The organism is Pseudomonas sp. RIT623 (genome assembly GCF_004519305.1).
Lineage (GTDB): Bacteria > Pseudomonadota > Gammaproteobacteria > Pseudomonadales > Pseudomonadaceae > Aquipseudomonas.
The window spans coordinates 1-22926 of record NZ_SOZA01000002.1 but is presented as its reverse complement, the minus strand read 5'-3'; the positions used below and the strand labels follow the sequence as shown (position 1 = coordinate 22926).

The window sequence follows — 22926 nt, the reverse complement described above, 5'->3', positions numbered from 1 at the left end:
CCTAGATTTCTGAACAGGGTTTGCACTCGTGGTTGATGCTGTAACAAACAAATCCGCACCGATTGTCGGTCGCCTGGTCGTGGTCGGCCTCGGTCTGATCGGCGGCTCCTTCGCCAAGGGCTTGCGTGAAAGCGGCCTGTGCCGCGAAGTGGTGGGGGTCGATCTGGATGCCGAGTCGCGCAAGCAGGCGGTGGTGCTGGGCGTGGTCGATCGCTGCGAGGCCGACCTGGCCGCCGCCTGTGTTGGCGCCGATGTCATCCAGTTGGCGGTGCCGATCCTGGCCATGGAGAAAGTCCTGGCACGCCTGGCCCAGCTCGACCTGGGCGATGCGGTGATCACCGATGTGGGTAGCGCCAAGGGCAACGTCGTGCGCGCGGCGCGCGAAACGTTCGCCGCGCGCCTGCCGCGCTTTGTGCCGGGGCACCCGATCGCCGGTTCCGAGCAGAGTGGCGTGGAGGCTTCCAACGCCGCGCTGTTCCGTCGGCACAAGGTGATCCTCACGCCGCTGCCGGAAACCGACCCGCAAGCGCTGCTGCTGGTCGACCGCCTCTGGCGCGCGCTGGGCGCCGATGTCGAGCACATGCCGGTGGAGCGCCATGACGAAGTCCTGGCCGCCACCAGCCACCTGCCGCACTTGCTGGCCTTTGGCCTGGTCGACTCGCTGGCCAAGCGCAATGAAAACCTGGAGATCTTCCGGTACGCTGCGGGGGGCTTTCGCGATTTCACAAGAATCGCCGGCAGCGACCCGATCATGTGGCACGACATCTTCCTCGCCAACCGGGAAGCGGTCCTGCGCACACTCGATACATTTCGCAGCGACCTCGACGCCTTGCGCGACGCGGTCGATGCTGGGGACGGGCACCAACTGCTGGGCGTGTTCACCCGCGCCCGGGTTGCCCGCGAGCATTTCAGTAAAATCCTGGCCCGCCGGGCCTATGTGGACGCTATGAACGCCAACGATCTGATTTTCCTGGCCCAACCGGGTGGCCGCGTGTCCGGACGGATCCGCGTACCGGGCGACAAATCCATTTCCCACCGCTCGATCATGCTCGGCTCGCTGGCCGAGGGTACCACCGAGGTCGAAGGCTTCCTCGAGGGCGAAGATGCCCTGGCCACCCTGCAGGCGTTCCGTGACATGGGCGTGGTCATCGAAGGCCCGCACCATGGTCGGGTGACCATCCATGGCGTTGGCCTGCACGGCCTGAAGCCACCGCCCGGGCCGCTGTACGTCGGCAATTCCGGCACTTCGATGCGTCTGCTGTCCGGCCTGCTGGCGGCGCAGTCGTTCGACACCACCATGACCGGCGATGCCTCGCTGTCCAAGCGCCCGATGAACCGCGTTGCAAATCCGCTGCGCGAAATGGGAGCGGTGGTCGAGACCGGTCCTGAGGGTCGTCCGCCGCTGACCATTCGTGGCGGCCACAAGCTCAAGGCGCTGAACTACACGCTGCCGATGGCCAGTGCCCAGGTCAAATCCTGCCTGCTGCTGGCTGGCTTGTATGCCGAAGGCACCACCACCGTCACCGAGCCAGCACCGACCCGTGATCATACCGAGCGCATGCTGCGTGGTTTTGGCTACTCGGTCGCCTCCAATGGTCCGGTCGCCTCGCTGCAGTCGGGTGGCAAGCTCACCGCGACCCGCATCGAGGTGCCGGCGGATATTTCCTCCGCGGCGTTCTTCCTGGTGGCGGCTTCGATCGCCGAGGGTTCCGAACTGGTGCTCGAGCACGTCGGCATCAACCCGACCCGCACCGGGGTCATCGACATCCTGCGCCTGATGGGCGGCGACATTACCCTGGAAAACCAGCGTGAAGTCGGTGGCGAGCCAGTGGCCGACCTGCGTGTGCGCGGCGCCAAGCTCAAGGGTATCGATATCCCCGAGCACCTGGTGCCGCTGGCCATCGACGAGTTCCCGGTGCTGTTCGTCGCCGCGGCCTGCGCCGAAGGTCGCACCGTGCTGCGTGGCGCCGAAGAGCTGCGAGTCAAGGAGTCCGACCGTATCCAGGTGATGGCCGACGGCCTGATTGCCCTGGGCGTAAAGTGCGAGCCGACCCCGGACGGCATCATCATCGATGGCGGCCAGATCGGTGGCGGCGAAGTGCACGGTCACGGCGACCATCGCATCGCCATGGCCTTCAGCATCGCCTCGCTGCGCGCCAGCGCGCCGATCGTGATTCATGACTGCGCCAACGTTGCGACCTCCTTCCCCAACTTCCTGGCCCTGTGCAAGGAAGTCGGCATCCGCGTCGCCGAAGAGGGTAAGTCGTGAATTCGCAAGCACCGGTCATCACCATCGACGGGCCAAGCGGCTCGGGCAAGGGTACGGTCGCAGGGCTGCTGGCCCGGGAGCTGGGCTGGCGTCTGCTCGACTCCGGCGCGTTGTATCGCCTGCTGGCATTCAATGCCAGCAACCACGGTGTCGACCTGACCAACGAAGAGCTGCTCAAGGCGCTGGCGGCCCACCTGGACGTGCAGTTCATCGCCGCCGAGCCGGGCAAGCTGCAACAGATCATTCTCGAGGGTGAGGATGTCAGCAACGTCATCCGCACCGAGACCGTTGGTGCCGGCGCCTCGATGGTCGCCTCGCTGCCGGCGGTGCGCGAGGCGCTGCTGCAGCGCCAGCGGGCTTTCCGCGAGGCGCCCGGGCTGATCGCCGATGGCCGTGACATGGGTACGGTGGTGTTTCCGGATGCGCCGCTCAAGGTGTTCCTCACCGCCAGTGCCGAGGAGCGTGCTCGTCGCCGTTACCTGCAGTTGAAGGGCAAGGGCGAAGATGTTAGTCTGTCGAGTCTGCTAGATGAGATCCGTGCGCGTGATGAGCGCGACACCCAGCGTGCAGTGGCCCCGCTCAAGCCGGCGGCCGATGCAATTCAGCTGGATTCCACGGAGTTGTCCATCGAGCAGGTGCTGCAACGCATCAGAAGCGAGCTCGCCCTGCGCGACTTGGTCTGATGGAGAGGAGGGTCGGCAGGGGCACCAGTCAACGTCCTGCCAGCGCTTCTTAACTTAACGAAACCCACATTGTCTGGAATGTGGCTATGGGCGTTTTTTTCGCCCGAATCTACAGGAATTAAAATGAGCGAAAGCTTTGCAGAACTCTTTGAAGAAAGCCTGAAAACCCTCAATCTTCAGCCGGGTGCAATCATCACCGGTATCGTTGTCGACATCGACGGCGACTGGGTTACCGTACACGCTGGCCTGAAGTCCGAGGGTGTCATCCCGCTCGAGCAGTTCTACAACGAAACTGGCGAACTGACCATCAAGGTCGGTGACGAAGTTCACGTTGCGCTGGACGCGGTCGAAGACGGCTTCGGCGAAACCAAGCTGTCCCGTGAAAAAGCCAAGCGCGCCGAGTGCTGGATTGTTCTGGAAGCTGCTTTCGCTGCTGAAGAAGTGGTCAAGGGCGTTATCAACGGTAAGGTTAAAGGCGGCTTCACTGTCGACGTTAACGGCATCCGTGCGTTCCTGCCGGGCTCCCTGGTTGATGTCCGCCCAGTGCGCGACACCACCCACCTCGAAGGCAAAGAGCTGGAATTCAAGGTCATCAAGCTGGACCAGAAGCGCAACAACGTTGTCGTTTCCCGTCGCAGCGTCCTGGAAGCCGAAAACAGCGCCGAGCGCGAAGCTCTGCTGGAATCGCTGCAGGAAGGCCAGCAGGTCAAAGGTATCGTCAAGAACCTCACCGACTACGGTGCGTTCGTTGACCTGGGCGGCGTCGATGGTCTGCTGCACATCACCGACATGGCCTGGAAGCGTATCAAGCACCCGTCCGAAATCGTCAACGTTGGCGACGAGATCGACGTCAAGGTCCTGAAGTACGATCGCGAGCGCAACCGCGTTTCGCTGGGTCTGAAGCAACTGGGCGAAGACCCATGGGTTGCTATCAAAGCCCGTTACCCAGAAAGCACCCGCGTCATGGCTCGTGTCACCAACCTGACCGACTATGGCTGCTTCGCTGAGCTGGAAGAAGGCGTTGAAGGCCTGGTACACGTCTCCGAAATGGACTGGACCAACAAGAACATCCACCCGTCGAAAGTCGTTCAGGTTGGCGACGAAGTGGAAGTCATGGTTCTGGACATCGACGAAGAGCGTCGTCGTATCTCCCTGGGCATCAAGCAGTGCAAGTCCAACCCATGGGAAGACTTCTCCGGCCAGTTCAACAAGGGTGACAAGATCACCGGTACCATCAAGTCGATCACCGACTTCGGTATCTTCATCGGCCTGGACGGCGGCATCGACGGTCTGGTTCACCTGTCCGACATTTCCTGGAACGAAGCTGGCGAAGAAGCCGTGCGTCGCTTCAAGAAGGGCGACGAGCTGGAAACCGTCATCCTGTCGGTTGACCCAGAGCGCGAGCGCATCTCCCTGGGCATCAAACAGCTGGAAGACGATCCGTTCTCCAACTTCGTTTCGATCAACGACAAGGGCGCTATCGTCAAAGGTATCGTCAAGGAAGTTGACGCCAAGGGCGCTATCGTGACCTTGGCCGACGACATCGAGGCTACTCTGAAGGCTTCCGAAATCAGCCGTGACCGCGTTGAAGACGCCCGTAACGTGCTGAAGGAAGGCGAAGAGATCGAAGCCAAGATCATCAGCGTCGACCGCAAGTCCCGCGTCATCAGCCTGTCCATCAAGTCGAAGGACGATGCTGAAGAGCGCGAAGCCATCCAGAGCCTGAAAAACGCTCCGGAAGCGGCTGCCGATACCACCATGGCTGCGCTGCTGCGCGAAGCAATGGCCAAGCAGAACTGAGTTCTGTTTGATCGGTAAAAAGGGCGACCCTCGGGTCGCCCTTTTTTTTGGCCTGCGTTTTTGTCCGGCGTTCTGTGGTGTGGGCGTGGGGGCTCGGTGATTGCTGGGTATGACTTGGGCTCGATGCTAGGGGCGCCTGTCACAGTGCGTTCTTGAATTTTTTTATTAAGTCAAGAACCACCCTGTTCAAACGCCTCGGGGCGTGCTACAAACTGATTAAGCAATGATCTAGCTGCTTGATAACGAAGGGAAAAATATGACGAAGTCGGAGCTGATCGAACGTATTGTCACCCATCAGGGGCTGCTCTCGTCCAAGGACGTGGAGTTGGCCATCAAGACCATGCTTGAGCAGATGTCGCAATGCCTGGCGACCGGGGATCGTATCGAGATCCGCGGCTTTGGCAGTTTTTCGCTGCACTACCGTGCTCCACGCGTAGGGCGCAACCCTAAGACGGGTCAGTCTGTCAGCCTCGAAGGCAAGTATGTCCCTCACTTCAAGCCCGGCAAGGAATTGCGCGACCGGGTCAATGAAGAAGAAGAGCATGAGCCTGGCTGAGTCATTCAAGGAGCGATCCGATGCGTAACCTCAAGCGCGCCTTGCTGGCGCTGTTCGTGCTGCTGTTGGCGGCAGTAGTGCTGTTCTTCGTCCTGGAAAATCAACAGGCCGTTTCCCTGGTGTTGTTTGGCTGGTCGGCCCCGGCGGTACCGCTGGCGGTGCTGGTGCTCGCGGCGCTGGTACTGGGCTTGGCGGTAGGCCCACTGTTGGGGGCGTATGGCCTGATGCGCGGCAAGCGCAAGATTCGCGCCAGTGCCCGCAAGGATGCCTTGGCCGGACATTAAGGACGTTTCTCACTCCAGGTGTGGGCTTTGCGCGCTGTGTTGGTGGTTGAGGGGGTGACTTAATAAGGCGCTCTTTCCCCTGACTCAAGGCTTTGGCGCAATGACCTACCCCTTCCTTTCTCATCATGGCGGCAGCCGTGGTGTCACCGGCTCGTGTCACCAGCTGCATCTTGATCCCGCGACCAGTCTATTGATCGACTGTGGCCTGGAACAGGGCATGGCTGACGGGGCGGGCTCGGTGTCCGCGGCGATTGATTTCGACGTCGCGGGCGTTCAAGCGCTCATCGTTACCCATGTACATCTGGACCATGTCGGGCGCATTCCTGCGCTGTTCGCGGCGGGCTTTCGTGGCCCGATCTACTGCAGCGAGCCTTCGGCGCAATTGTTGCCGCTGGTGCTTGAAGATGCCTATCGGCTCGCGATCAGTAGCGAGCCTGCCGAGGTTGCCCGCTATGTGGCATTTGTGCGGCAGCGTATCGTCCCATTGCCATTCGATCACTGGCAGGTGCTGATCGACGAGCCTTCGCTACGCTGTGCAATACGGCTGCAGCGTGCGGGGCACCTGCTCGGTTCCGCCTATGTCGAATGTGATGTGAAGGGCGCCGAGAGTGCTCTGCGCATCGTGTTCTCCGGTGATCTTGGGGCGGCGCAGAATCCCCTGTTGCGCCCAGTGGTGCCGCCGGAGCGCGCCGACCTGCTGGTGCTGGAGAGCACCTATGGCGATCGTCTGCATGCCGACCGCAGTCAGCGTCGTCAGCGGCTCGAGCAGGTCATTGAGCGCGCCCTTGCCGACGAGGGGACGATTTTGATTCCTGCATTCAGCCTGGGGCGTACCCAGGAGCTGTTGTGCGAGATCGAAGATATTCTTTATCACAAAGCCTTGCTGAACCAGCCGGCCGACAAGGCGCGAGGTGACTTCCCTGACTGGTCGCGGTTGCCGATCATCCTTGATTCGCCATTGGCCAGGCGTATCACCGACGTGTACCGGGATTTACATCAGTACTGGCGCCAGGAGGCCAGGGATCGAGTGGCTCGAGGGCGCGATCCGCTGGGCTTTCGCCAACTGGTCAGCATCGATAGCCATGCGCGCCACCAGCAGGTGGTGAACTACCTGAAAAGCACCGGGCGCCCGGCTATCGTGATTGCCGGCAATGGCATGTGCTCCGGTGGACGAATCGTCAATTATCTCAAGGCGATGCTCGGCGATCCTCGGCATGAGGTGCTGTTCGTGGGCTATCAGGCCAAGGGCACGCCTGGTGCGGTGATTCAGGCCAGTGAAGGGGCTGAAGGCTTTGTCCAGATCGACCTGGATGGGCGGATGTATGACATTCGGGCGAAGGTGGTGACGCTCGAGGGGTATTCGGGGTATGCGGACCAAGAGGGGCTGGTCAGGTTCGCGCTATGTCGCGAGCAGCCGGCGAGGCGGGTGGTGCTGGTGCATGGCGAGCAGGGGGCCAAGCTGGCCTTGGCCGGGGTGCTGGAGCGACGGGCGCAAGACGCGGGGATGCTGGTGTCGATTGGTTAGTGGGGCTGCGCACAGCATTCGGGGCTGCCGTTTCGCGCGTGTCGGCAAGCACAGTTCGGCCTAACTGTGCTTAAATAGCGCCCTTTCGAATGGCGCATTTCACGCTCCGGGCTGAATGTTCCAGCTAGGTGTGGTGGATGGCCAGTTCCGCATGGCTGAATCGCTGCAGTACAGGTCAAGCCCGGTGATCGGCGGCTCGGATGAGCGCTGAATGTTGGATTGAATGTGCTGTAGCCACTCCACAGTAATAGGCTGCTCATGAAGTTAACTCAGTTGTCCATTCCCGATGTCGTATTGATCGAGCCCGTGGTGTACGCCGATGATCGGGGGTGGTTCATGGAGTCTTTCAATGAACCGCGCTTCCATGCGGAGCTTGGCAAGTTAGGTTTGCCTGTTCCGCGGCCCTTTGTTCAGGGTAACCATTCTGTCTCGAAAAAAGGTGTCCTTCGAGGCTTGCATTTTCAGCATGGGCCCCATGCCCAGGGCAAGCTGGTGAGGGTGACCCAAGGTGCGGCGTTCGACGTTGCCGTCGACATTCGCCCGGGATCGCCAACGGCAGGGCAGTGGGTGGGTGTAGAGCTCAATGCCCGAAACAACCACATGTTGTGGATTCCCGAAGGGTTTGCTCATGGCTTTGTGGCGCTGGAGGACAATACGCATTTCCTTTATCAGACCACCGATATCTATCACAAGGAAAGCGAAGGTAGCATCCGTTGGGATGATCCGGACCTGGCGATTGTCTGGCCTGTCCAGGAAGGTCTGACGGTCAGTGAAAAGGATCGGCAGGCGCCGAGCTATACACAGCTCATGAGCGTATTTGGCACACCGTCGCTTCCGCCACATTCCGAGCTGTTCCAGTTTGTTAGGAAAGGCGATGAGCGTGGTTCATTGGTTGCGTTGCAGGGGCACGACAACGTGCCCTTTGGCATCCAGCGTGCCTATTATCTAACCGATACCAAGCCAGGAGTATCGCGAGGGTTCCATGCCCATCATCAGTTAAAGCAATTGGCGGTATGCGTGTCAGGCCGTTGTCGTATGCTGATGGATGATGGGGTCACTCGGACGGAACACTGGCTGGATGCCGCCGACAAGGGTATCTATATCCCACCCATGGTCTGGCATGAAATGCATGATTTCAGCGTCGACTGCGTGCTGCTTGTGCTTGCGGATTCCTATTACGATGAAAATGATTACATTCGCGATTATGCGCACTTCAAGGCGTTAGTTCAGAAGTTCTGATTTTTTAAGGCGTGGCGCGGCTCATGAAACAATCGTTTATTACTTTCTGTTTGCGGAGTGCTCCAACTGCGTTGTGCAGACGCTGAGATTTTTGCACTCAGCCACTTCCTGAGTAAACAGTAGCTCAAATAAGGTTTTAATGCGTGTCATGCAAATGCTCGCCACGAAGGTAAGTTTAATATGATTAAGTTTCTTGATCTCCATGCGATCAACGCTCAGTACCGAGAGGCCCTGATCAAGGCGTGCACCGATGTCATCGATTCCGGTTGGTACATCATGGGTGAGCAACTGGCCCAATTCGAGTCGGCATTCGCCCAGCACTGTGGCACGACGCACTGCATAGGCGTGGCCAACGGCCTGGATGCCCTGAGTCTGACCCTGCGTGCCTGGAAGGTGATGGGCAAGCTGTCGGCGGGGGATGAAGTGCTGGTGCCGGCCAACACCTATATCGCCAGTATCCTGGCAATTACCGAGAATGATCTGGTTCCGGTTTTGGTCGAACCTGATGAGCGCAGCCTCAATATCGATGTCGATGGCCTGCGCAAGTCTTTGACGCCACGAACCCGTGTGATTTTGCCGGTTCACCTCTATGGTCGCCTGGTTGATATGGCGCCGATCATGCGGTTCGCGCAGGAGCACAGCCTGCTGGTACTGGAGGACTCCGCTCAATCCCATGGTGCCCAGTTGCAGGGCCGACGTTCGGGGGCCTGGGGTGATGCTTCCGGGTTCAGCTTCTATCCAGGCAAGAACTTTGGCGCCTTGGGTGATGCTGGCGCGGTGACCACCAATGACGAAGCGCTTGCCACGACCTTGAAGGCGTTGCGCAACTATGGTTCGCACGCCAAGTATCAGAATATCCATCAAGGCGTGAACAGTCGTCTGGATGAGATGCAGGCCGCGATGCTGCGAGTCAAGCTGCCTTACCTGGACAAAGAGACCGAGCAGCGGCAAGCGGTTGCCCAGCGCTATCTTTCAGGTATTGATAACGCCCATATCCTTCTGCCGGACGCAGGTCAGCCCGGACAGCATGTCTGGCATCTTTTCGTGGTACGCACAGCCCAGCGCGCGGCGCTGCAAGAGCACCTGGCCAAGCAGGGCGTGCAGACCTTGATCCACTACCCGATTCCGCCGCATCGGCAAGCGGCCTATCCGGAACTCAACGCTTTGTCGTTTGAGCTCACCGAGCGTTTGCATGAAGAGGTGTTGAGCCTGCCGATGGGGCCGACGCTTACCGAGCGGGAGGTTGACAGCGTCATTGCGGCCTGCAATGCGTTTCGGCCGGTGGTAAGTGGCTGATGTCATTGGTCCGGACCAGTCTGCTGAACGGCATTGCCGTGTTGGTGAAGACGCTCAGCATGTTCGTCCTGAACAAAGTACTGGCTGTGTATGTTGGGCCGTCCGGCTACGCTGCCATTGGCCAGTTGCAGAATGCGCTGACGATGATCACCACGCTGTCGAGCGGGGCGGTAAATACCGGCGTTACCAAGTACACGGCAGAGTACGCCGACGACCCGCAAAGGCAGTCAAAGGTCTGGCAGTCGGCCACGGCATTGGCTGCGTCGGGCTCTTTGCTTACCGCGTTGTTGGTGGGTGTGTTCAGCCGGCAATTGGCGGCGTATTTTCTGCACGATGAGGGCTTCTACGGTGTGTTCATCGCCGTGGCCTGTTCGCTGCTGTTCTTCACCCTCAATGCGCTTTTGCTGGCCATTCTCAATGGCCGCAAGGAGGTGGGGCGTTATGTCATTGCCAACATCGCCGGTAGTTTGATTTCGCTGCTACTGACCAGTTGGCTGGCCTTTCAGTTCGGCTTGTATGGAGCGTTGTTGTCTATCGGTATTGGTCAGGCGGTGATTTTCTTCGCTACTGTCGTTGTCTGTCGGAGAGCCTCCTGGTTTACGATGCACCTGCTGTTCGGTCGCTGGCAGCCGGCAATCCTGCTCGACCTGTCCAAGTTCGCAGCCATGGCCGTGACCACGGCAATCTGCCTTCCGGTTGCCCAGGTGTTGATTCGAAACCACCTGACCCACCGTTTTGGCATCGATGCGGCCGGTTACTGGGAGGCCATGTGGCGCTTGAGCAGTGCCTACCTGATGATCGTCACCATGACCTTGAGCGTCTATTATTTGCCACGCTTGTCGGAGTTGAAGGGCGCGCGGGCGATCTTCGGTGAGATCCGCAGCGGTTATGCGCTGATCCTTCCTGTGGCGGCAGTGGGTTCACTGATTGTCTATGTGCTGCGCGATTTCATCATCCATGTGCTGTTCACGCCGGACTTCCTGCCGATGCGTGATTTGTTCGCCTGGCAGTTGCTGGGCGATGTATTGAAAATTGGCAGTTGGCTTTTCGCTTTCGTCATGCTGGGCAAGGCGATGTTCAAGCTTTATATCGTCAGCGAGATTATTTTCGCTGCACTTTTTTACGGGCTGACCGTCTGGTTTACGGGTAGTGATGGCTTGCAGGGGGTAGTCAAGGCCTATGCATTGAACTACCTGATCTACTGGGTCTTCATGGTGGTGAGCGTCGCATTCGTGCTCAGGGCGTCGCACCGAACGAAACCTGTTGACGGTCAGGCCTGAGTATTGGAACGCATCATGAAAGTAGCGATACCTGTATTGGGCTTTTCGGCCGCCGGTGGTATGCGGGTGTTGTCCCGCTTGGCCGATGATTTTCTTGCGCAAGGGCACGAGGTGGTGTTTTTCGCCTCGCAGGCCATCAACGAGCCTTATTACCCGACCCGGGCGAAGATCGAGACGTACCGCAGCCCATGCCCCAACGTGCCGGTGTTACGTGGGTTGTTCAATCTGCTGGGCATGCTGTACTTCGTGCTGCGCAATCGTCGGCGTTTCGACGTGTTCCTTGCCAATTTCTGCCTGACAGCCTTTCCCATCTGGTTGGGAGCCCTGGGCACCGGCAAAGCCTGGTACTACATCCAGGCCTACGAGCCGGAGTTTTTCCCAGGGCGCACGCCTGGGGCTTTGATTTCGCGGGCACTTGCCGGCTTCAGTTATTTCCTGCCTGTGCACAAGGTGGTCAACGGCGCGATATACCGCAACTACAAGTTGCTCAAGGCCGATCGCGTCGTTGAGCCTGGTATTGATCTTGGGGTGTATGTGCATCAGCCACGTCAAGCTGCCAAGGATGAGATTGTGGTCGGTTGCATTGGGCGCAAGCTCGCCTGGAAGGGCACCCGGGAAATCATCGATGCGGTGCAGCGCGTGCGGCAGGCGACGGGTCGCAATCTGGTGCTGAATATCGCGTTCGAACTGCCTGACGGGATCGATCTGGCGTCGCATGGGTTCGTGCGGCTTTCCCAGCCCCATGGCGACCAGGCATTGGCGTCGTTCTATCGGCAGGCCGATGTCTTTGTTGCCACAGGGCTTTTGCAGGATGGTGGCTTTCACTACCCATGCCTTGAGGCCATGGCCAGCGGTTGTGTGGTGATTTCCAATTACGGCCCGGCGCGTGAAGGCGCTGCGATCTGCGTGCAGCAGGTGAATACCGATGTCATCGTCGCGGGCCTCGAGTGTTACCTCGATATGCAGCCAGCCCAGCGACAGACGATGAGGGCGCGCGCCGCAGAAGTGGTCGTCGAGTATGACTGGGCCCGGATCTCGCGAAAAATGCTCTCTTATTTTGCTGAGGCGGCCTGACATGAGTATGGTGCAACTAGTCAGCGAACCGCGTGACCAAGCCGCCGTCCGGGGTGTTGGCGCTGTCGTGGTGCTGTATCGACCTGATCTTGGTCTGTTGAAACGGCTTATCACGAGTGTCGTTGGGCAGGTCGAAGTGGTGTATGTCATCGACAACACCCCGGGCGGGCGACGCGACGATTACGGAGTGCTCCTGGACGCTTCCGGCGTTAGCTACCACCCCTTGAACGACAACCTCGGGATCGCGACTGCCCATAATCGTGGCATCGACTTGGCCAGGCATGACGGTTTGAGCCATGTGTTGCTGATGGATCAGGACAGCGAACTCGAGCCTGAAACCGTGTCGCGGCTTTTGCAGCATGAAGCGCGTCTGATTGAGGCCGGTAACGAGGTTGCAGCAGTCGGGCCGGTTTTCGTCGATGACAAGACAGGTGACCCGGCTCCAGCCATCGTGTCTGGCCTGTTTGGCCCGCGCAAGACAGCAATCGACCTTGCCGCGATGGAGCCAGTACGTTCCACCTATATCATCGCCTCGGGTTCGCTGATCCGCCTGTCGGTGCTCGAACGCATTGGCGGCATGCAGGACAATCTGTTCATCGACTTCGTCGATATCGAGTGGGGCGAACGGGCCGCGCTGGCAGGCTATGGGTGTTACCTTGTCCCGTCGGTGACGATGAAACACAGTATCGGTGATGAGTTCGTCACCCTGCTGGGGCGGCGCGTGTTGCTGCACTCGGACTTCAGGAACTACTTCATCGTGCGCAACGCCGTGTTTCTGGCTTTATGGAGCTCGCTCTCGGTTTCGACAAGGCTGCAACTGGTATTCAAGGTCCCTTATTACCTGGGTTGCTATTCGTGGTATTCAGCCAAGCGTGCTTCTGCCCTGCGCCTGTTGCTCGGTGCGGTGGCGGATGGGGTGCGAAAGCGCATGGGTAAAGGGCGCTTCCAGTGATGCCGAAAATGGCGGCTGTCATGATCCTGCGGCTGTGCTCTGCAGATAAGTCATTTCCAAGTGTTGTGGATAGGTAATGTTGAACCGACTGCTAGAAGGGGCTCCTGAACGGGGGCGTGAATCGCAATGACACCGAGATGTCTAGTCCTGCTCGCCGCCTATAATGGCCGCGCATTCATCGAGGAACAGGTGCGCTCCATCCTCGAGCAGCGCGGCGTGTCAGTGACCTTGCTGGTCAGTGTCGATTGCTCCAGCGATGGCACCGAAGCCTGGGTCGACGAGCTCGCGCGGACCGAGCCGCGCGTCAAGGTGCTGCCTCACGGTTTGCGTTTTGGTGGCGCGGCCCCGAATTTCTTCAGGTTGATCGAGGCCGCGGCAGCAGACGATCATGATTTCTTCGCCTTGGCCGACCAGGATGATATCTGGCTTGATGGCAAGCTGGCGCGCGGCTGTGAGGTTTTACAGCAACAGCCCGTTCACGGTTTTTCATCGGACGTTCTGGCATTCTGGCCTGATGGCCGCGAGCGGATTGTCAGGAAGTCGCAGCCTCAAGTCGCCCACGACCATTTATTCGAGGCAGCCGGGCCTGGCTGCACTTACCTGCTTGATCGCGACCTGATGAAAGCGTTGCAGGCGAACCTGCGCAGCCAAGGCGAAGACTTGCATCGGGTCAGCCTGCATGACTGGTACATCTATGCCTTCGCCAGGGCAAATGGCTTTCGCTGGCATATAGACGACCAGCCGCTCATGCGCTACCGACAACATGCCAGCAACCAGGTTGGTGTAAACAGCGGAATCAGTGCTTACAAGACGCGCCTGGCCAAGGTGCTCAATGGCTGGTGGTTGGGGCAGTCACGTCTGATCGCCCGGCTGGTCGGGTTGGCTGACGATCCTTTTGTCAAACAATGGCGGCGCTTGGATCGCGGCGCGCTGTTGAGGCTGGCGTGCAAGGGCAGGCAGTGCCGACGCAGGCCCAGGGACCAGCTGTCTTTCGCTGTGTTTTACCTGGCACTGGCGATGGTTGGGGCGGGCAAATGAGCGCAGGGCTTCTGATCACTGGTGCTACTGGTTTCGTTGGTAGTGCACTCATGCGTCGACTGCAGCTCGAAGGCAAAGCACCGCTGCGGGCGCTGGTACGGCGCATTCCCGATGGCGAACATCCGGATATCGAGTACCGTCTGATCGATGACCTGTGCGCGATTGCCTCGGAACCGGCAGTGTTCGCTGGCATCGATAGCGTCATCCATCTTGCCTCGCGGGTACATGTGATGAACGAGACTGCCCAGGATCCTCTGGCTGAGTTTCGCAAAGTCAATGTCGAGGGCACTCTCAATCTCGCCCGCGCGGCAGCACGGGCCGGGGTGAAGCGGTTTATCTTCGTCAGTTCCGTCAAGGTCAATGGTGAAACCACCGATGGCCGCCGGCCGTTCACCGCCGATGAACAACCCGCCGCGCAGGACCCTTATGGCATCTCCAAGCACGAGGCTGAAGCGGCGCTGCGCCAACTGGCCCGCGACTGCTCGCTGGAAGTGGTCATCGTGCGCCCGCCGTTGGTGTATGGCCCTGGGGTCAAAGCCAATTTCCGCAGCATGCTCGGCTGGCTTGGCAAGGGTGTGCCGCTGCCCTTTGGCGCTATCCACAATGCGCGTAGCCTGGTGGCGCTGGACAACCTGGTCGACCTGTTGGTGACCTGTGTCGATCACCCAGCCGCCGCCAACCAGACCTTCCTGGTCAGCGACGGGCAAGACCTCTCCACGACCCAGTTGCTGGCTGGTCTTGGCGTGGCACTGGGCAAGCCCGCGCGGTTGCTGCCGGTGCCGGCGGCCTGGCTGCGTGGCACTGCCATCTTGCTCGGCAAGGGCGCCCTGGCCCAGCGTCTATGCGGCTCGCTGCAGGTGGATATCGACAAGACCCGCGAGCTGTTGGGCTGGACGCCACCGGTCAGCGTCGCACAGGCATTCAAGGCGACAGCCGAACATTTTTTGAAAGAGCGTGAACAATGACAGGATGGTGGTTGCTTCCTTTGGCTCTCGGGGCCTCTCTGCTACTGACAGCAGTTCTGCGTCGTTACGCCTTGGGCCGGCAGATCATCGATGTACCCAATGCGCGCAGTTCGCATACCGTCCCCACGCCCCGCGGCGGCGGCGTAGCGATCGTGGTGACCTTCCTTGCATCCTTGCCGGTGTTGGCTGTGCTCGGTTGGGCGCCGCCTGCTGTGCTGATGGGTATCGGCGGCGCTGGCGCGTTGGTGGCGGTAATCGGTTTTATGGACGACCATGGCCATATTGCTGCGCGTTGGCGCCTGCTTGGCCATTTCGCCGCCGCGGCCTGGATGCTGTTCTGGCTCGATGGGCTGGCCCCCCTGGAGTTCGCGGGCATGCACCTGGACTTGCAGTGGTTCGGTTACCTCCTGGCAGCGTTGTACAGCGTGTGGATGCTTAACCTCTACAATTTCATGGACGGTATCGATGGCATCGCCAGCCTGGAGGCCATCAGCGTCGGCGTCGGCATGGCCGTGATCGCGATGCTGACCGGCACGCCCGAGCTGATGACCTTGCCCCTGTTGCTGGCTGCGGCCACGGCGGGTTTCCTGTTCTGGAACTTCCCGCCGGCGAAGATCTTCATGGGCGATGCCGGCAGCGGTTTTCTCGGTATCGTCCTGGCGGGCCTGTCGCTGCAGGCGGCCTGGCATTCGCCACAGCTATTCTGGTGCTGGCTGATCTTGCTGGGCGTGTTCGTGGTAGACGCCACGTTCACCCTGTTGCGTCGCTTGTTGCGCGGCGACAAGGTATACGAAGCGCACCGTAGTCACGGCTACCAGTTCGCTTCGCGCCACTATGGGCGGCACTTGCCCGTGACGCTGGCGGTGATGGCGATCAATGTGGCTTGGCTGCTGCCAGTGGCATTGTGCGTGGCACTGCTGGGCCTCGATGGTGTGTTGGGCGTGGTGATTGCCTACCTGCCGCTGGTGTTGTTGGCGGCGCGTTGGCGCGCCGGTGCGCTCGAGCATCCGGCAAAGTGAGATGAATAGGGAATGGTTTAGTGTCGGATAACGCTTGCAGGGGTTTTATGGATAAGCTGCGCGCTCGATTGCTGGGATTGTCACGGCGGCACAAGCGTCTGCTGCAGGTCGCGGCGGATGTGGTGCTGGTGTGGGTCGCGCTGTGGCTGGCATTCCTGGTGCGGCTGGGTATCGATGATGTGATCGACCCGCTGCGTGATCACTCATGGCTGTTCATCTGCGCGCCGCTGGTGGCCATTCCGTTGTTCATCCGGGTAGGCATGTACCGGGCGGTACTGCGTTATTTCGGTAATGACGCGTTGATCACCATCATCAAGGCGGTCACGCTGTCGGCGCTGGTATTGGGGCTACTCATCTATTGGGTGGGCAACAAAGACAATGTGGTGCCCCGCTCGATCACCTTCAACTATTGGTGGCTGAGCATGATCATGCTCGGCGGGTTGCGCTTGCTGATGCGCCAATATTTCCTGGGCGACTGGTTCAACAGCGCAGCTACCCAGGGAGGGCGCTTCAACCAGGGCGAGGCATCCACGCGGGTCGCTATCTATGGCGCTGGCGCGGCAGGTAACCAGCTGATGGCCGCCCTGCGCATGGGCAAGGCCATGCGCCCGGTAGCGTTCATCGATGACGATGCCAGCCTGACCAACCGGATGATCGCGGGGTTGCAGGTCTATGCTCCCAAGAATCTGCAGCGCATGATCGACGCCACCGGGGCCGAGGAAATCCTCCTGGCGCTGCCCTCGGCCAGCCGCAGCCGACGCCGCGAAATTCTCAACCTGCTTGAAGGCTACCCGCTGCATGTGCGCAGCGTGCCAGGCTTCATGGACCTCGCGAGCGGCAGAGTCAAGGTGGATGATATCCAGGAAGTGGATATCGCCGATTTGTTAGGGCGCGATGCCGTGCCCGCCCAGCAGGACCTGCTGGCGCGCTGCATTGCCGGGAACACGGTGATGGTGACCGGCGCCGGTGGCTCGATCGGCTCGGAGCTGTGCCGGCAGATCGTCGGTCAGCGGCCACGCACGTTGTTGTTGTACGAACACAGCGAGTTCAACCTGTACAGCATCGCCAAGGAGCTGGAAGAACGCATCGCCCAGGACCAGCTTGGCGTGCAGTTGCTGCCTATCCTGGGTTCGGTGCGTGACCAGCGCAAGCTGCTGGACATCATGCAGGCCTGGAAGGTGGATACCGTCTATCACGCCGCGGCCTACAAGCATGTGCCCATGGTCGAGCACAACATTGCCGAAGGGGTGCAGAACAACGTCATCGGCACGCTCTATACGGCCCAGGCTGCGTTGCAGGCCCAGGTGGCCAATTTCGTATTGATTTCCACCGACAAGGCCGTGCGTCCGACCAACGTCATGGGCAGCACCAAGCGCCTGGCCGAGATGGTACTGCAGGCCTTGAGCAACGAGCGTGCGCCGACGCTCATGGGCGATGTCGGCAATGTTGCCCAAGTTAACAAGACCCGCTTCACCATGGTGCGGTTCGGCAATGTGCTGGGTTCTTCCGGTTCGGTGATCCCATTGTTCCATGCGCAGATCAAGGCGGGTGGGCCCCTGACCGTCACCCACCCGAAGATCACCCGTTACTTCATGACCATCCCCGAGGCGGCGCAGTTGGTGATCCAGGCGGGCTCCATGGGGCAGGGCGGTGATGTGTTCGTGCTGGACATGGGCGAGCCGGTGAAGATCGTCGAGTTGGCGGAAAAGATGATTCATCTCTCCGGCTTGAGCGTGCGCTCAGAGCGTAACCCGCATGGGGATATCGCCATCGAGTTCAGCGGTTTACGGCCTGGCGAGAAGCTCTATGAAGAGCTGCTGATCGGGGACAATGTGCTGGGCACCCGGCATCCGATGATCATGAGCGCCAATGAGGATTGCCTGCCTTGGGAGGTGCTCAAGCGTCGCCTTGAGGCATTGCTGGCTGCTATCGCCACTGATGAGTATCCCACGGTCCGGCAGCTGCTCAGGGATACCGTCAGCGGGTACACCCCTACTGAAGAGATTGTCGACTGGTTGTACCAGCGCCGGCGCCATGAATTGTAGTGCCTGGCAGCAGAGTGTGATTAAAAACGCGACATTCTTGAAAGAATGACGCTGGTTTACGAAGCTCGAACCTTGTCAGGTTCGAGTTCAAATATCGGAAAAACAGACATATGACTATATTGGTTACAGGTGGCGCTGGTTTCATCGGTGCGAACTTCGTATTGGATTGGCTTGCCGCTGGAGACGAGACTGTCATCAATCTCGACAAGCTAACCTACGCGGGTAACCTGCAGACGTTGGCCAGCCTGAAAGATGATAAACGTCATGTGTTCGTGCACGGTGATATCGGAGATGCGGAGCTGGTGGGGCGCTTGCTGGAAGAGCACAAGCCTCGGGCTGTCATCAATTTCGCAGCCGAATCCCACGTCGACCGATCGATTCACGGTCCTGAGGCTTTCGTCGAAACCAATGTCATGGGGACCTTCCGCCTGCTCGAAGCCGTACGGGCTTACTGGGGGACGCTGGGTGAAGAGGCGCGCCAGGGTTTCCGCTTCCTGCATGTTTCCACCGATGAGGTGTATGGCTCTCTGGCCGCTGACGAGCCCGCGTTCACTGAAACCCACCAGTACCAGCCAAACAGCCCATACTCGGCCAGCAAGGCGGCCAGCGACCATCTGGTGCGCTCGTACCACCATACTTACGGCCTGCCGGTGTTGACCACCAACTGCTCCAACAACTATGGACCGTATCACTTCCCGGAAAAACTGATCCCGCTGATGATCGTCAATGCCCTAGCGGGGAAAGCCCTGCCTGTCTACGGAGACGGCCAACAGATTCGCGACTGGCTGTACGTCAAGGATCACTGCAGTGCCATCCGCCGTGTGCTCGAGGCTGGGCGGGTTGGCGAGGTGTACAACGTCGGCGGCTGGAACGAGAAGCCAAACCTGGACATCGTCCAGCGTATCTGCACGTTGCTGGATGAAATGCGCCCGCGTGTCGATGGCAAATCCTACAGTGAGCAGGTGGCTTATGTCACGGACCGTCCAGGTCATGACCGCCGCTACGCCATTGATGCCCGCAAGCTCGAGCGCGAGCTGGGATGGAAGCCTGCCGAGACGTTCGAAACGGGTATTCGTAAAACGGTCGAGTGGTATCTGGATAACCAAGAGTGGGTGCAAAACGTCCAGTCTGGTGCTTATAGAGACTGGGTCGAGCAGAACTACGCGGATCGTACGGCATGAAAATCCTCCTTTTAGGGAAGGATGGCCAGGTGGGCTGGGAGCTGCAACGCAGTCTCGCGCCACTAGGGCAGGTGGTGGCACTCAATGCGCGTAGCGAGGCGTTTTGTGGCGATCTCGCAAACCTCGAGGGCTTGGCCAAGACTGTTGCGAGCATCGCTCCCGACGTTATTGTCAACGCGGCGGCCTACACTGCCGTGGATAAAGCTGAGTCCGAACCTGAGCGAGCGCACTTGATCAACGCACAGGCAGTGGAAGTGCTGGCGAGGGCCGCGAAGGCCTGCGGGGCGCTTTTGGTGCACTATTCCACCGACTATGTATTTCCCGGCAGCGGCGTCACGGCGTGGCGGGAAGACCTGGCGGTTGCGCCATTGAATGTCTATGGGCAAAGCAAGCTGGCGGGTGAGCAGGCAATCCAGGCCAGCGGCTGTGCATATCTGATCTTGCGCACCAGCTGGGTCTATGCCGCTCGCGGCAGTAACTTTGCCCGGACCATGCTGCGTCTGGCTGCCGAGCGCGACAGCCTCGCGGTGATTGACGATCAGGTTGGCGCTCCAACGGGTGCTGATTTGATTGCCGACGTCACTGCCCATGCAGTTCGTGCCGTGCGCAGCAATTCTGAACTGTGCGGTTTATATCATCTGGCGGCAGCAGGGGAGACTACCTGGTGTGGCTATGCGCGTTATGTCCTTGAGCAAGCGGCGGAGCTTGGGGTGGAGCTGAAGGTCCGCGCAGAACAGGTCAAGGCGTTGACCACTGATGCCTACCCTACGCCAGCAAAGCGCCCGGCCAATTCACGGCTCGATATCCAGAAACTACAGCGGGCCTTTGAGCTGAGCTTGCCAGATTGGCATCAGGGCGTCGCCCGGATGCTGGTTGAAATTCAAGGAAAGTAATTAAATGAAACGTAAAGGTATTATCCTGGCTGGTGGTTCCGGTACTCGTCTGCACCCAGCGACGCTGGCGATTTCCAAGCAGTTGCTACCGGTCTACGATAAACCGATGATCTACTATCCCTTGACCACGCTGATGCTGGCGGGGATTCGCGATATCTTGATCATCTCCACGCCTCAGGATACCCCGCGCTTCGAACAGCTTCTTGGTGACGGTAGTCAGTGGGGCTTGAATATCCAATATGCGGTACAGGCCTCTCCAGATGGTCTTGCCCAGGCGTTCCTCATTGGCGAGCAGTTCATTGGGAGCGATCCTTCTGCCTTGGTGCTGGGTGACAATATCTATCACGGCCATAACTTCCAAAAGCTTTTGGATAGTGCGATGGCGCGACCACAGGGGGCCAGCGTGTTCGCCTACCACGTTCATGATCCTGAGCGCTATGGTGTGGTCGAGTTCGATAAGGCCGGCAAGGCGGTTAGCCTGGAAGAGAAACCCAAGCAGCCGAAGTCCAAGTATGCCGTGACCGGTCTGTACTTCTACGATAACCAGATCGTCGATATCGCCAAGCAAATCAAGCCTTCACCTCGCGGCGAGCTTGAAATTACCGATGTCAATCGCACCTATCTGGAACAAGGTACCCTGTCGGTCGAAATCATGGGGCGAGGGTATGCATGGTTGGATACCGGTACCCATGAGTCCTTGCTGGAGGCCAGTCAGTTCATTGCAACCCTCGAGCATCGTCAAGGGCTCAAGGTGGCCTGTCCTGAAGAACTGGCCTACAGAATGCAGTGGATCGGCGCGGAGCAGTTGGAGAAACTGGCAGTGCCCTTGGCCAAGAATGGCTATGGCCAATATTTGCTGAGAGTCTTGAAAGACGAGGAATAATATACGCACGGACGCCTTGGCGCTCCCTGCCATTGAGCAGTCAGGTTGCGGTGTCCAAGGCGTATAATGCGATGGCGGTCAATTAGCGTTGAGGGAGTTTGCGCGGGTGGAAGTAACAGCTAAAACGGTACGGTTACGACTCATAGACGAGAGCGATGCTGTGTTTGTCGTTGGGTTGCGCACGGATGAAAAGTACAATAAGTATTTGTCGGCAGTGGGCAGTGATGTGGAAGCTCAGCGCCAATGGATAAGAAACTACAAGGCAGAAGAGCAAGCGGGAAGGCAGTACTATTTTATTATTGAGCGATTGGATGGGGTCCGGTGCGGGACTGTACGACTATATGACTTTAAGGCGCATTCTTTTTCATGGGGTAGCTGGATTCTTGATGAAAATAAAACCAAGTATGCAGCAATTGAGAGCGCGTTTTTAGTCTATGATTTTGGCTTTCAGAATCTGAAGTGCTCTGCCTCTCACTTCGAAGTGATGAAGGGGAATGAAAAAGTTGCTTCGTTTCACGAAAAAATGGGTGCAGTCCAAGTTGGTGAAGATCAGCGTTTTCTTTACTTTGAGATCCGAAAGGAAGCTGTTGAAGTTTCGAAGGATCGATTTTCGAGATTTCTACGGGGTTGAGCTTGTTCAGCAGGCACTGAGTTGGTGACAGGGCGCTCCGTGTTCATTATGTTTTTGTGGTTGTTCTAGTGGGGCGTAATGTAGCGCCCGAGCCCTGAAATGTGTCGGCGCGGACTGAAAGTTGACTCACCCTACCGATTGAATAATGACCCAGGGCTGCTTGCCGATTTTGATCCCGGCAATTGTGGATAAGCCTAGCAGTCGACAGCATCGTAAAAGTGCTGACCACTGCACTCAGTGGGGCCAGTCCGGCGAGGTCAAAACGGGTCGTCCTCCGCTTCCTCTATATCCCGCGGCCTACGCTCCCTTGTCTGGATCGTGGTCTTGGCCATCAGGGTGCTGTTTTGCAGGCGGTACGATTCATTCGTAAGCGCTCCATAAACCCCACCTAACCAATGATGGGCAGCGCGCTTAGCTATGTAGTTGAGATGTGCATTTCCACGGCAGTAGCGCTTCGTAGTCTTCCACTGAGGACGCCTGCGGCAGGCGTTCCAGTGCGTGGCGCAGCCACGCATAGGGTTCTTGGCCGTTGGCTTTGGCCGTTTCTACCAAGCTGTAAAGTTGTGCGCTGGCAGTGGCACCTTTGGACGTGTCATTGAACAACCAGCTCTTTCTCCCGATGACGAATGGGCGGATCGCACGCTCGGCCGCGTTGTTGTCGATCGGCACGTAGCCGTGTTCGATGTAGCGTTCCAATTTGCTCCAGTTGCTGGCCAAGTAGCCGATGGCCTTGCCCAAGGCATTCTGCGTCGTGACCTGAGGTTGCGTTTTCTCTACCCTGTTTTTCAACTGAGTCAGCAATGGCAGGCATGCGCTCCATGCGGGCGGCCTTACGACCTTCGTCGTCACTGTCCTTCAAGTCGCGCTCGACGCTATAGAGCTTATTCATCAGGTTCAACGCGATGTCAGTGCGTCCTGTTTGTAAGCGATCCATGAACCCCACCTTCCGCAAGATGGGGGCACAGTTTACCGTGGCATTTCCGGTGAGCAGTTCCACGGCAACAGTGCTTCATAGTCTGCCGCAGACTGCGCATGCGGCAGCCGCTCCAGTACGTGGTGCAGCCACGTATAGGGCTCTTGGCCGTTGATCTTGGCAGTCTCGACCAAGCTGTAGAGCTCGGCACTGGCGGCAACACCCTTGGGCGTGTCGCTGAACAGCCAAGCTTTGCGGCCGATCACGAATGGCTTTATTGCACGCTCTGCCGGGTTGTTGTCGATCGGTAAATACCCAGCCTCGACATAACGCTACCCAGACATAGGTGATGTCGCCACACCAGACCTGACCAGACCTGATTTGGCACTTCGACATCAAC

19 protein-coding genes and 3 pseudogenes are annotated in these 22926 nt (G+C 59.0%); 20 read left to right on the top strand and 2 right to left on the bottom strand.

Features of this window, described 5'->3' with window-relative positions:
• The first annotated feature begins 61 nt into the window (after positions 1 to 61).
• The 20 genes and pseudogenes from E3U47_RS01995 to E3U47_RS01905 all read left to right on the top strand — a co-directional run bounded on the left by E3U47_RS01995 (position 62) and on the right by E3U47_RS01905 (position 21613).
• Positions 62 to 2269 (top strand): bifunctional prephenate dehydrogenase/3-phosphoshikimate 1-carboxyvinyltransferase, encoded by a 2208-nt coding sequence (locus tag E3U47_RS01995; protein WP_256660217.1) that lies wholly within the window; start codon positions 62 to 64, stop codon positions 2267 to 2269.
• Positions 2266 to 2952: a (d)CMP kinase gene (gene cmk / locus E3U47_RS01990; RefSeq protein ID WP_110992523.1), complete on the top strand. Its 687-nt coding sequence runs from the start codon at positions 2266 to 2268 to the stop codon at positions 2950 to 2952. The genes E3U47_RS01995 and cmk overlap by 4 nt, the downstream gene beginning before the upstream one ends.
• 123 nt (positions 2953 to 3075) lie before the next feature.
• The gene (rpsA, locus tag E3U47_RS01985) at positions 3076 to 4752 is read left to right on the top strand and encodes a 30S ribosomal protein S1 (protein ID WP_134689584.1); all 1677 of its coding nucleotides are present in this window, start codon (positions 3076 to 3078) and stop codon (positions 4750 to 4752) included.
• Positions 4753 to 5008: 256 nt separating this feature from the next.
• Positions 5009 to 5308, top strand: coding sequence for an integration host factor subunit beta (ihfB, locus tag E3U47_RS01980; RefSeq protein WP_134689244.1), 300 nt, complete (start codon positions 5009 to 5011; stop codon positions 5306 to 5308).
• A gap of 20 nt (positions 5309 to 5328) precedes the next feature.
• Entirely contained in the window at positions 5329 to 5592 is a 264-nt protein-coding gene (locus E3U47_RS01975) for a lipopolysaccharide assembly protein LapA domain-containing protein (RefSeq protein WP_134689243.1), read from the top strand.
• A 100-nt stretch (positions 5593 to 5692) separates the two neighbouring features.
• On the top strand, positions 5693 to 7117 hold the full coding sequence (locus E3U47_RS01970) for an MBL fold metallo-hydrolase (RefSeq protein ID WP_134689242.1): 1425 nt from the start codon (positions 5693 to 5695) through the stop codon (positions 7115 to 7117).
• A 258-nt stretch (positions 7118 to 7375) separates the two neighbouring features.
• Positions 7376 to 7915: pseudogene (gene rfbC, locus E3U47_RS25175) on the top strand (dTDP-4-dehydrorhamnose 3,5-epimerase); the annotation flags it as partial.
• A 9-nt stretch (positions 7916 to 7924) separates the two neighbouring features.
• Positions 7925 to 8356 (top strand): FdtA/QdtA family cupin domain-containing protein, encoded by a 432-nt coding sequence (locus tag E3U47_RS25170; protein WP_256660216.1) that lies wholly within the window; start codon positions 7925 to 7927, stop codon positions 8354 to 8356.
• Between the two features lie 180 nt (positions 8357 to 8536).
• Complete coding sequence (locus E3U47_RS01960) at positions 8537 to 9652, top strand: DegT/DnrJ/EryC1/StrS aminotransferase family protein (RefSeq protein WP_134689240.1); 1116 nt, start codon at positions 8537 to 8539, stop codon at positions 9650 to 9652.
• Entirely contained in the window at positions 9652 to 10932 is a 1281-nt protein-coding gene (locus E3U47_RS01955) for an O-antigen translocase (RefSeq protein WP_134689239.1), read from the top strand. Before E3U47_RS01960 ends, E3U47_RS01955 begins: the two co-directional genes overlap by 1 nt.
• 15 nt (positions 10933 to 10947) lie before the next feature.
• Positions 10948 to 12006, top strand: a complete 1059-nt coding sequence (locus tag E3U47_RS01950; RefSeq protein WP_134689238.1) for a glycosyltransferase family 4 protein — start codon at positions 10948 to 10950, stop codon at positions 12004 to 12006.
• Position 12007: 1 nt separating this feature from the next.
• Entirely contained in the window at positions 12008 to 12958 is a 951-nt protein-coding gene (locus E3U47_RS01945) for a glycosyltransferase family 2 protein (protein WP_167659421.1), read from the top strand.
• A gap of 126 nt (positions 12959 to 13084) precedes the next feature.
• Positions 13085 to 13996 carry a glycosyltransferase gene (locus E3U47_RS01940; protein ID WP_134689236.1) on the top strand — a complete coding sequence of 304 codons (912 nt, stop codon included), beginning with the start codon at positions 13085 to 13087 and terminating at the stop codon, positions 13994 to 13996.
• Positions 13993 to 14961: an SDR family oxidoreductase gene (locus tag E3U47_RS01935; RefSeq protein WP_134689235.1), complete on the top strand. Its 969-nt coding sequence runs from the start codon at positions 13993 to 13995 to the stop codon at positions 14959 to 14961. Before E3U47_RS01940 ends, E3U47_RS01935 begins: the two co-directional genes overlap by 4 nt.
• Positions 14958 to 15980 (top strand): glycosyltransferase family 4 protein, encoded by a 1023-nt coding sequence (locus E3U47_RS01930; RefSeq protein WP_134689234.1) that lies wholly within the window; start codon positions 14958 to 14960, stop codon positions 15978 to 15980. Before E3U47_RS01935 ends, E3U47_RS01930 begins: the two co-directional genes overlap by 4 nt.
• A 47-nt stretch (positions 15981 to 16027) precedes the next feature.
• Positions 16028 to 18025 carry a nucleoside-diphosphate sugar epimerase/dehydratase gene (locus E3U47_RS01925; protein ID WP_134689233.1) on the top strand — a complete coding sequence of 666 codons (1998 nt, stop codon included), beginning with the start codon at positions 16028 to 16030 and terminating at the stop codon, positions 18023 to 18025.
• Between the two features lie 110 nt (positions 18026 to 18135).
• Complete coding sequence (gene rfbB, locus E3U47_RS01920; protein WP_134689232.1) at positions 18136 to 19206, top strand: dTDP-glucose 4,6-dehydratase; 1071 nt, start codon at positions 18136 to 18138, stop codon at positions 19204 to 19206.
• The gene (gene rfbD / locus E3U47_RS01915; RefSeq protein ID WP_134689231.1) at positions 19203 to 20099 is read left to right on the top strand and encodes a dTDP-4-dehydrorhamnose reductase; all 897 of its coding nucleotides are present in this window, start codon (positions 19203 to 19205) and stop codon (positions 20097 to 20099) included. The genes rfbB and rfbD overlap by 4 nt, the downstream gene beginning before the upstream one ends.
• Before the next feature lie 4 nt (positions 20100 to 20103).
• Positions 20104 to 20982: a glucose-1-phosphate thymidylyltransferase RfbA gene (gene rfbA / locus E3U47_RS01910; RefSeq protein WP_134689230.1), complete on the top strand. Its 879-nt coding sequence runs from the start codon at positions 20104 to 20106 to the stop codon at positions 20980 to 20982.
• A 106-nt stretch (positions 20983 to 21088) separates the two neighbouring features.
• Positions 21089 to 21613, top strand: a complete 525-nt coding sequence (locus E3U47_RS01905) for a GNAT family N-acetyltransferase (protein ID WP_134689229.1) — start codon at positions 21089 to 21091, stop codon at positions 21611 to 21613.
• A gap of 411 nt (positions 21614 to 22024) precedes the next feature.
• Here the strand turns inward: E3U47_RS01905 and E3U47_RS01895 are convergent.
• Together E3U47_RS01895 and E3U47_RS01890 are read right to left on the bottom strand one after the other, a co-directional pair.
• Positions 22025 to 22535, bottom strand: a pseudogene (locus E3U47_RS01895) (transposase); the annotation flags it as partial.
• Between the two features lie 44 nt (positions 22536 to 22579).
• Positions 22580 to 22858: pseudogene (locus E3U47_RS01890) on the bottom strand (transposase domain-containing protein); the annotation flags it as partial.
• Between the last annotated feature and the right edge of the window lie 68 nt (positions 22859 to 22926).

Coding starts and splice junctions, on each gene's coding strand:
- E3U47_RS01930 (WP_134689234.1), top strand. CDS start 14,958: ATGACAGGATGGTGGTTGCTTCCTTTGGCTCTCGGGGCCTCTCTGCTA.
- E3U47_RS01975 (WP_134689243.1), top strand. CDS start 5,329: ATGCGTAACCTCAAGCGCGCCTTGCTGGCGCTGTTCGTGCTGCTGTTG.
- ihfB (WP_134689244.1), top strand. CDS start 5,009: ATGACGAAGTCGGAGCTGATCGAACGTATTGTCACCCATCAGGGGCTG.
- rpsA (WP_134689584.1), top strand. CDS start 3,076: ATGAGCGAAAGCTTTGCAGAACTCTTTGAAGAAAGCCTGAAAACCCTC.
- E3U47_RS01960 (WP_134689240.1), top strand. CDS start 8,537: ATGATTAAGTTTCTTGATCTCCATGCGATCAACGCTCAGTACCGAGAG.
- E3U47_RS01925 (WP_134689233.1), top strand. CDS start 16,028: ATGGATAAGCTGCGCGCTCGATTGCTGGGATTGTCACGGCGGCACAAG.
- rfbD (WP_134689231.1), top strand. CDS start 19,203: ATGAAAATCCTCCTTTTAGGGAAGGATGGCCAGGTGGGCTGGGAGCTG.
- E3U47_RS01940 (WP_134689236.1), top strand. CDS start 13,085: ATGACACCGAGATGTCTAGTCCTGCTCGCCGCCTATAATGGCCGCGCA.
- rfbB (WP_134689232.1), top strand. CDS start 18,136: ATGACTATATTGGTTACAGGTGGCGCTGGTTTCATCGGTGCGAACTTC.
- E3U47_RS01955 (WP_134689239.1), top strand. CDS start 9,652: ATGTCATTGGTCCGGACCAGTCTGCTGAACGGCATTGCCGTGTTGGTG.
- E3U47_RS01945 (WP_167659421.1), top strand. CDS start 12,008: ATGAGTATGGTGCAACTAGTCAGCGAACCGCGTGACCAAGCCGCCGTC.
- E3U47_RS25170 (WP_256660216.1), top strand. CDS start 7,925: ATGAGCGTATTTGGCACACCGTCGCTTCCGCCACATTCCGAGCTGTTC.
- E3U47_RS01935 (WP_134689235.1), top strand. CDS start 13,993: ATGAGCGCAGGGCTTCTGATCACTGGTGCTACTGGTTTCGTTGGTAGT.
- rfbA (WP_134689230.1), top strand. CDS start 20,104: ATGAAACGTAAAGGTATTATCCTGGCTGGTGGTTCCGGTACTCGTCTG.
- E3U47_RS01970 (WP_134689242.1), top strand. CDS start 5,693: ATGACCTACCCCTTCCTTTCTCATCATGGCGGCAGCCGTGGTGTCACC.
- E3U47_RS01950 (WP_134689238.1), top strand. CDS start 10,948: ATGAAAGTAGCGATACCTGTATTGGGCTTTTCGGCCGCCGGTGGTATG.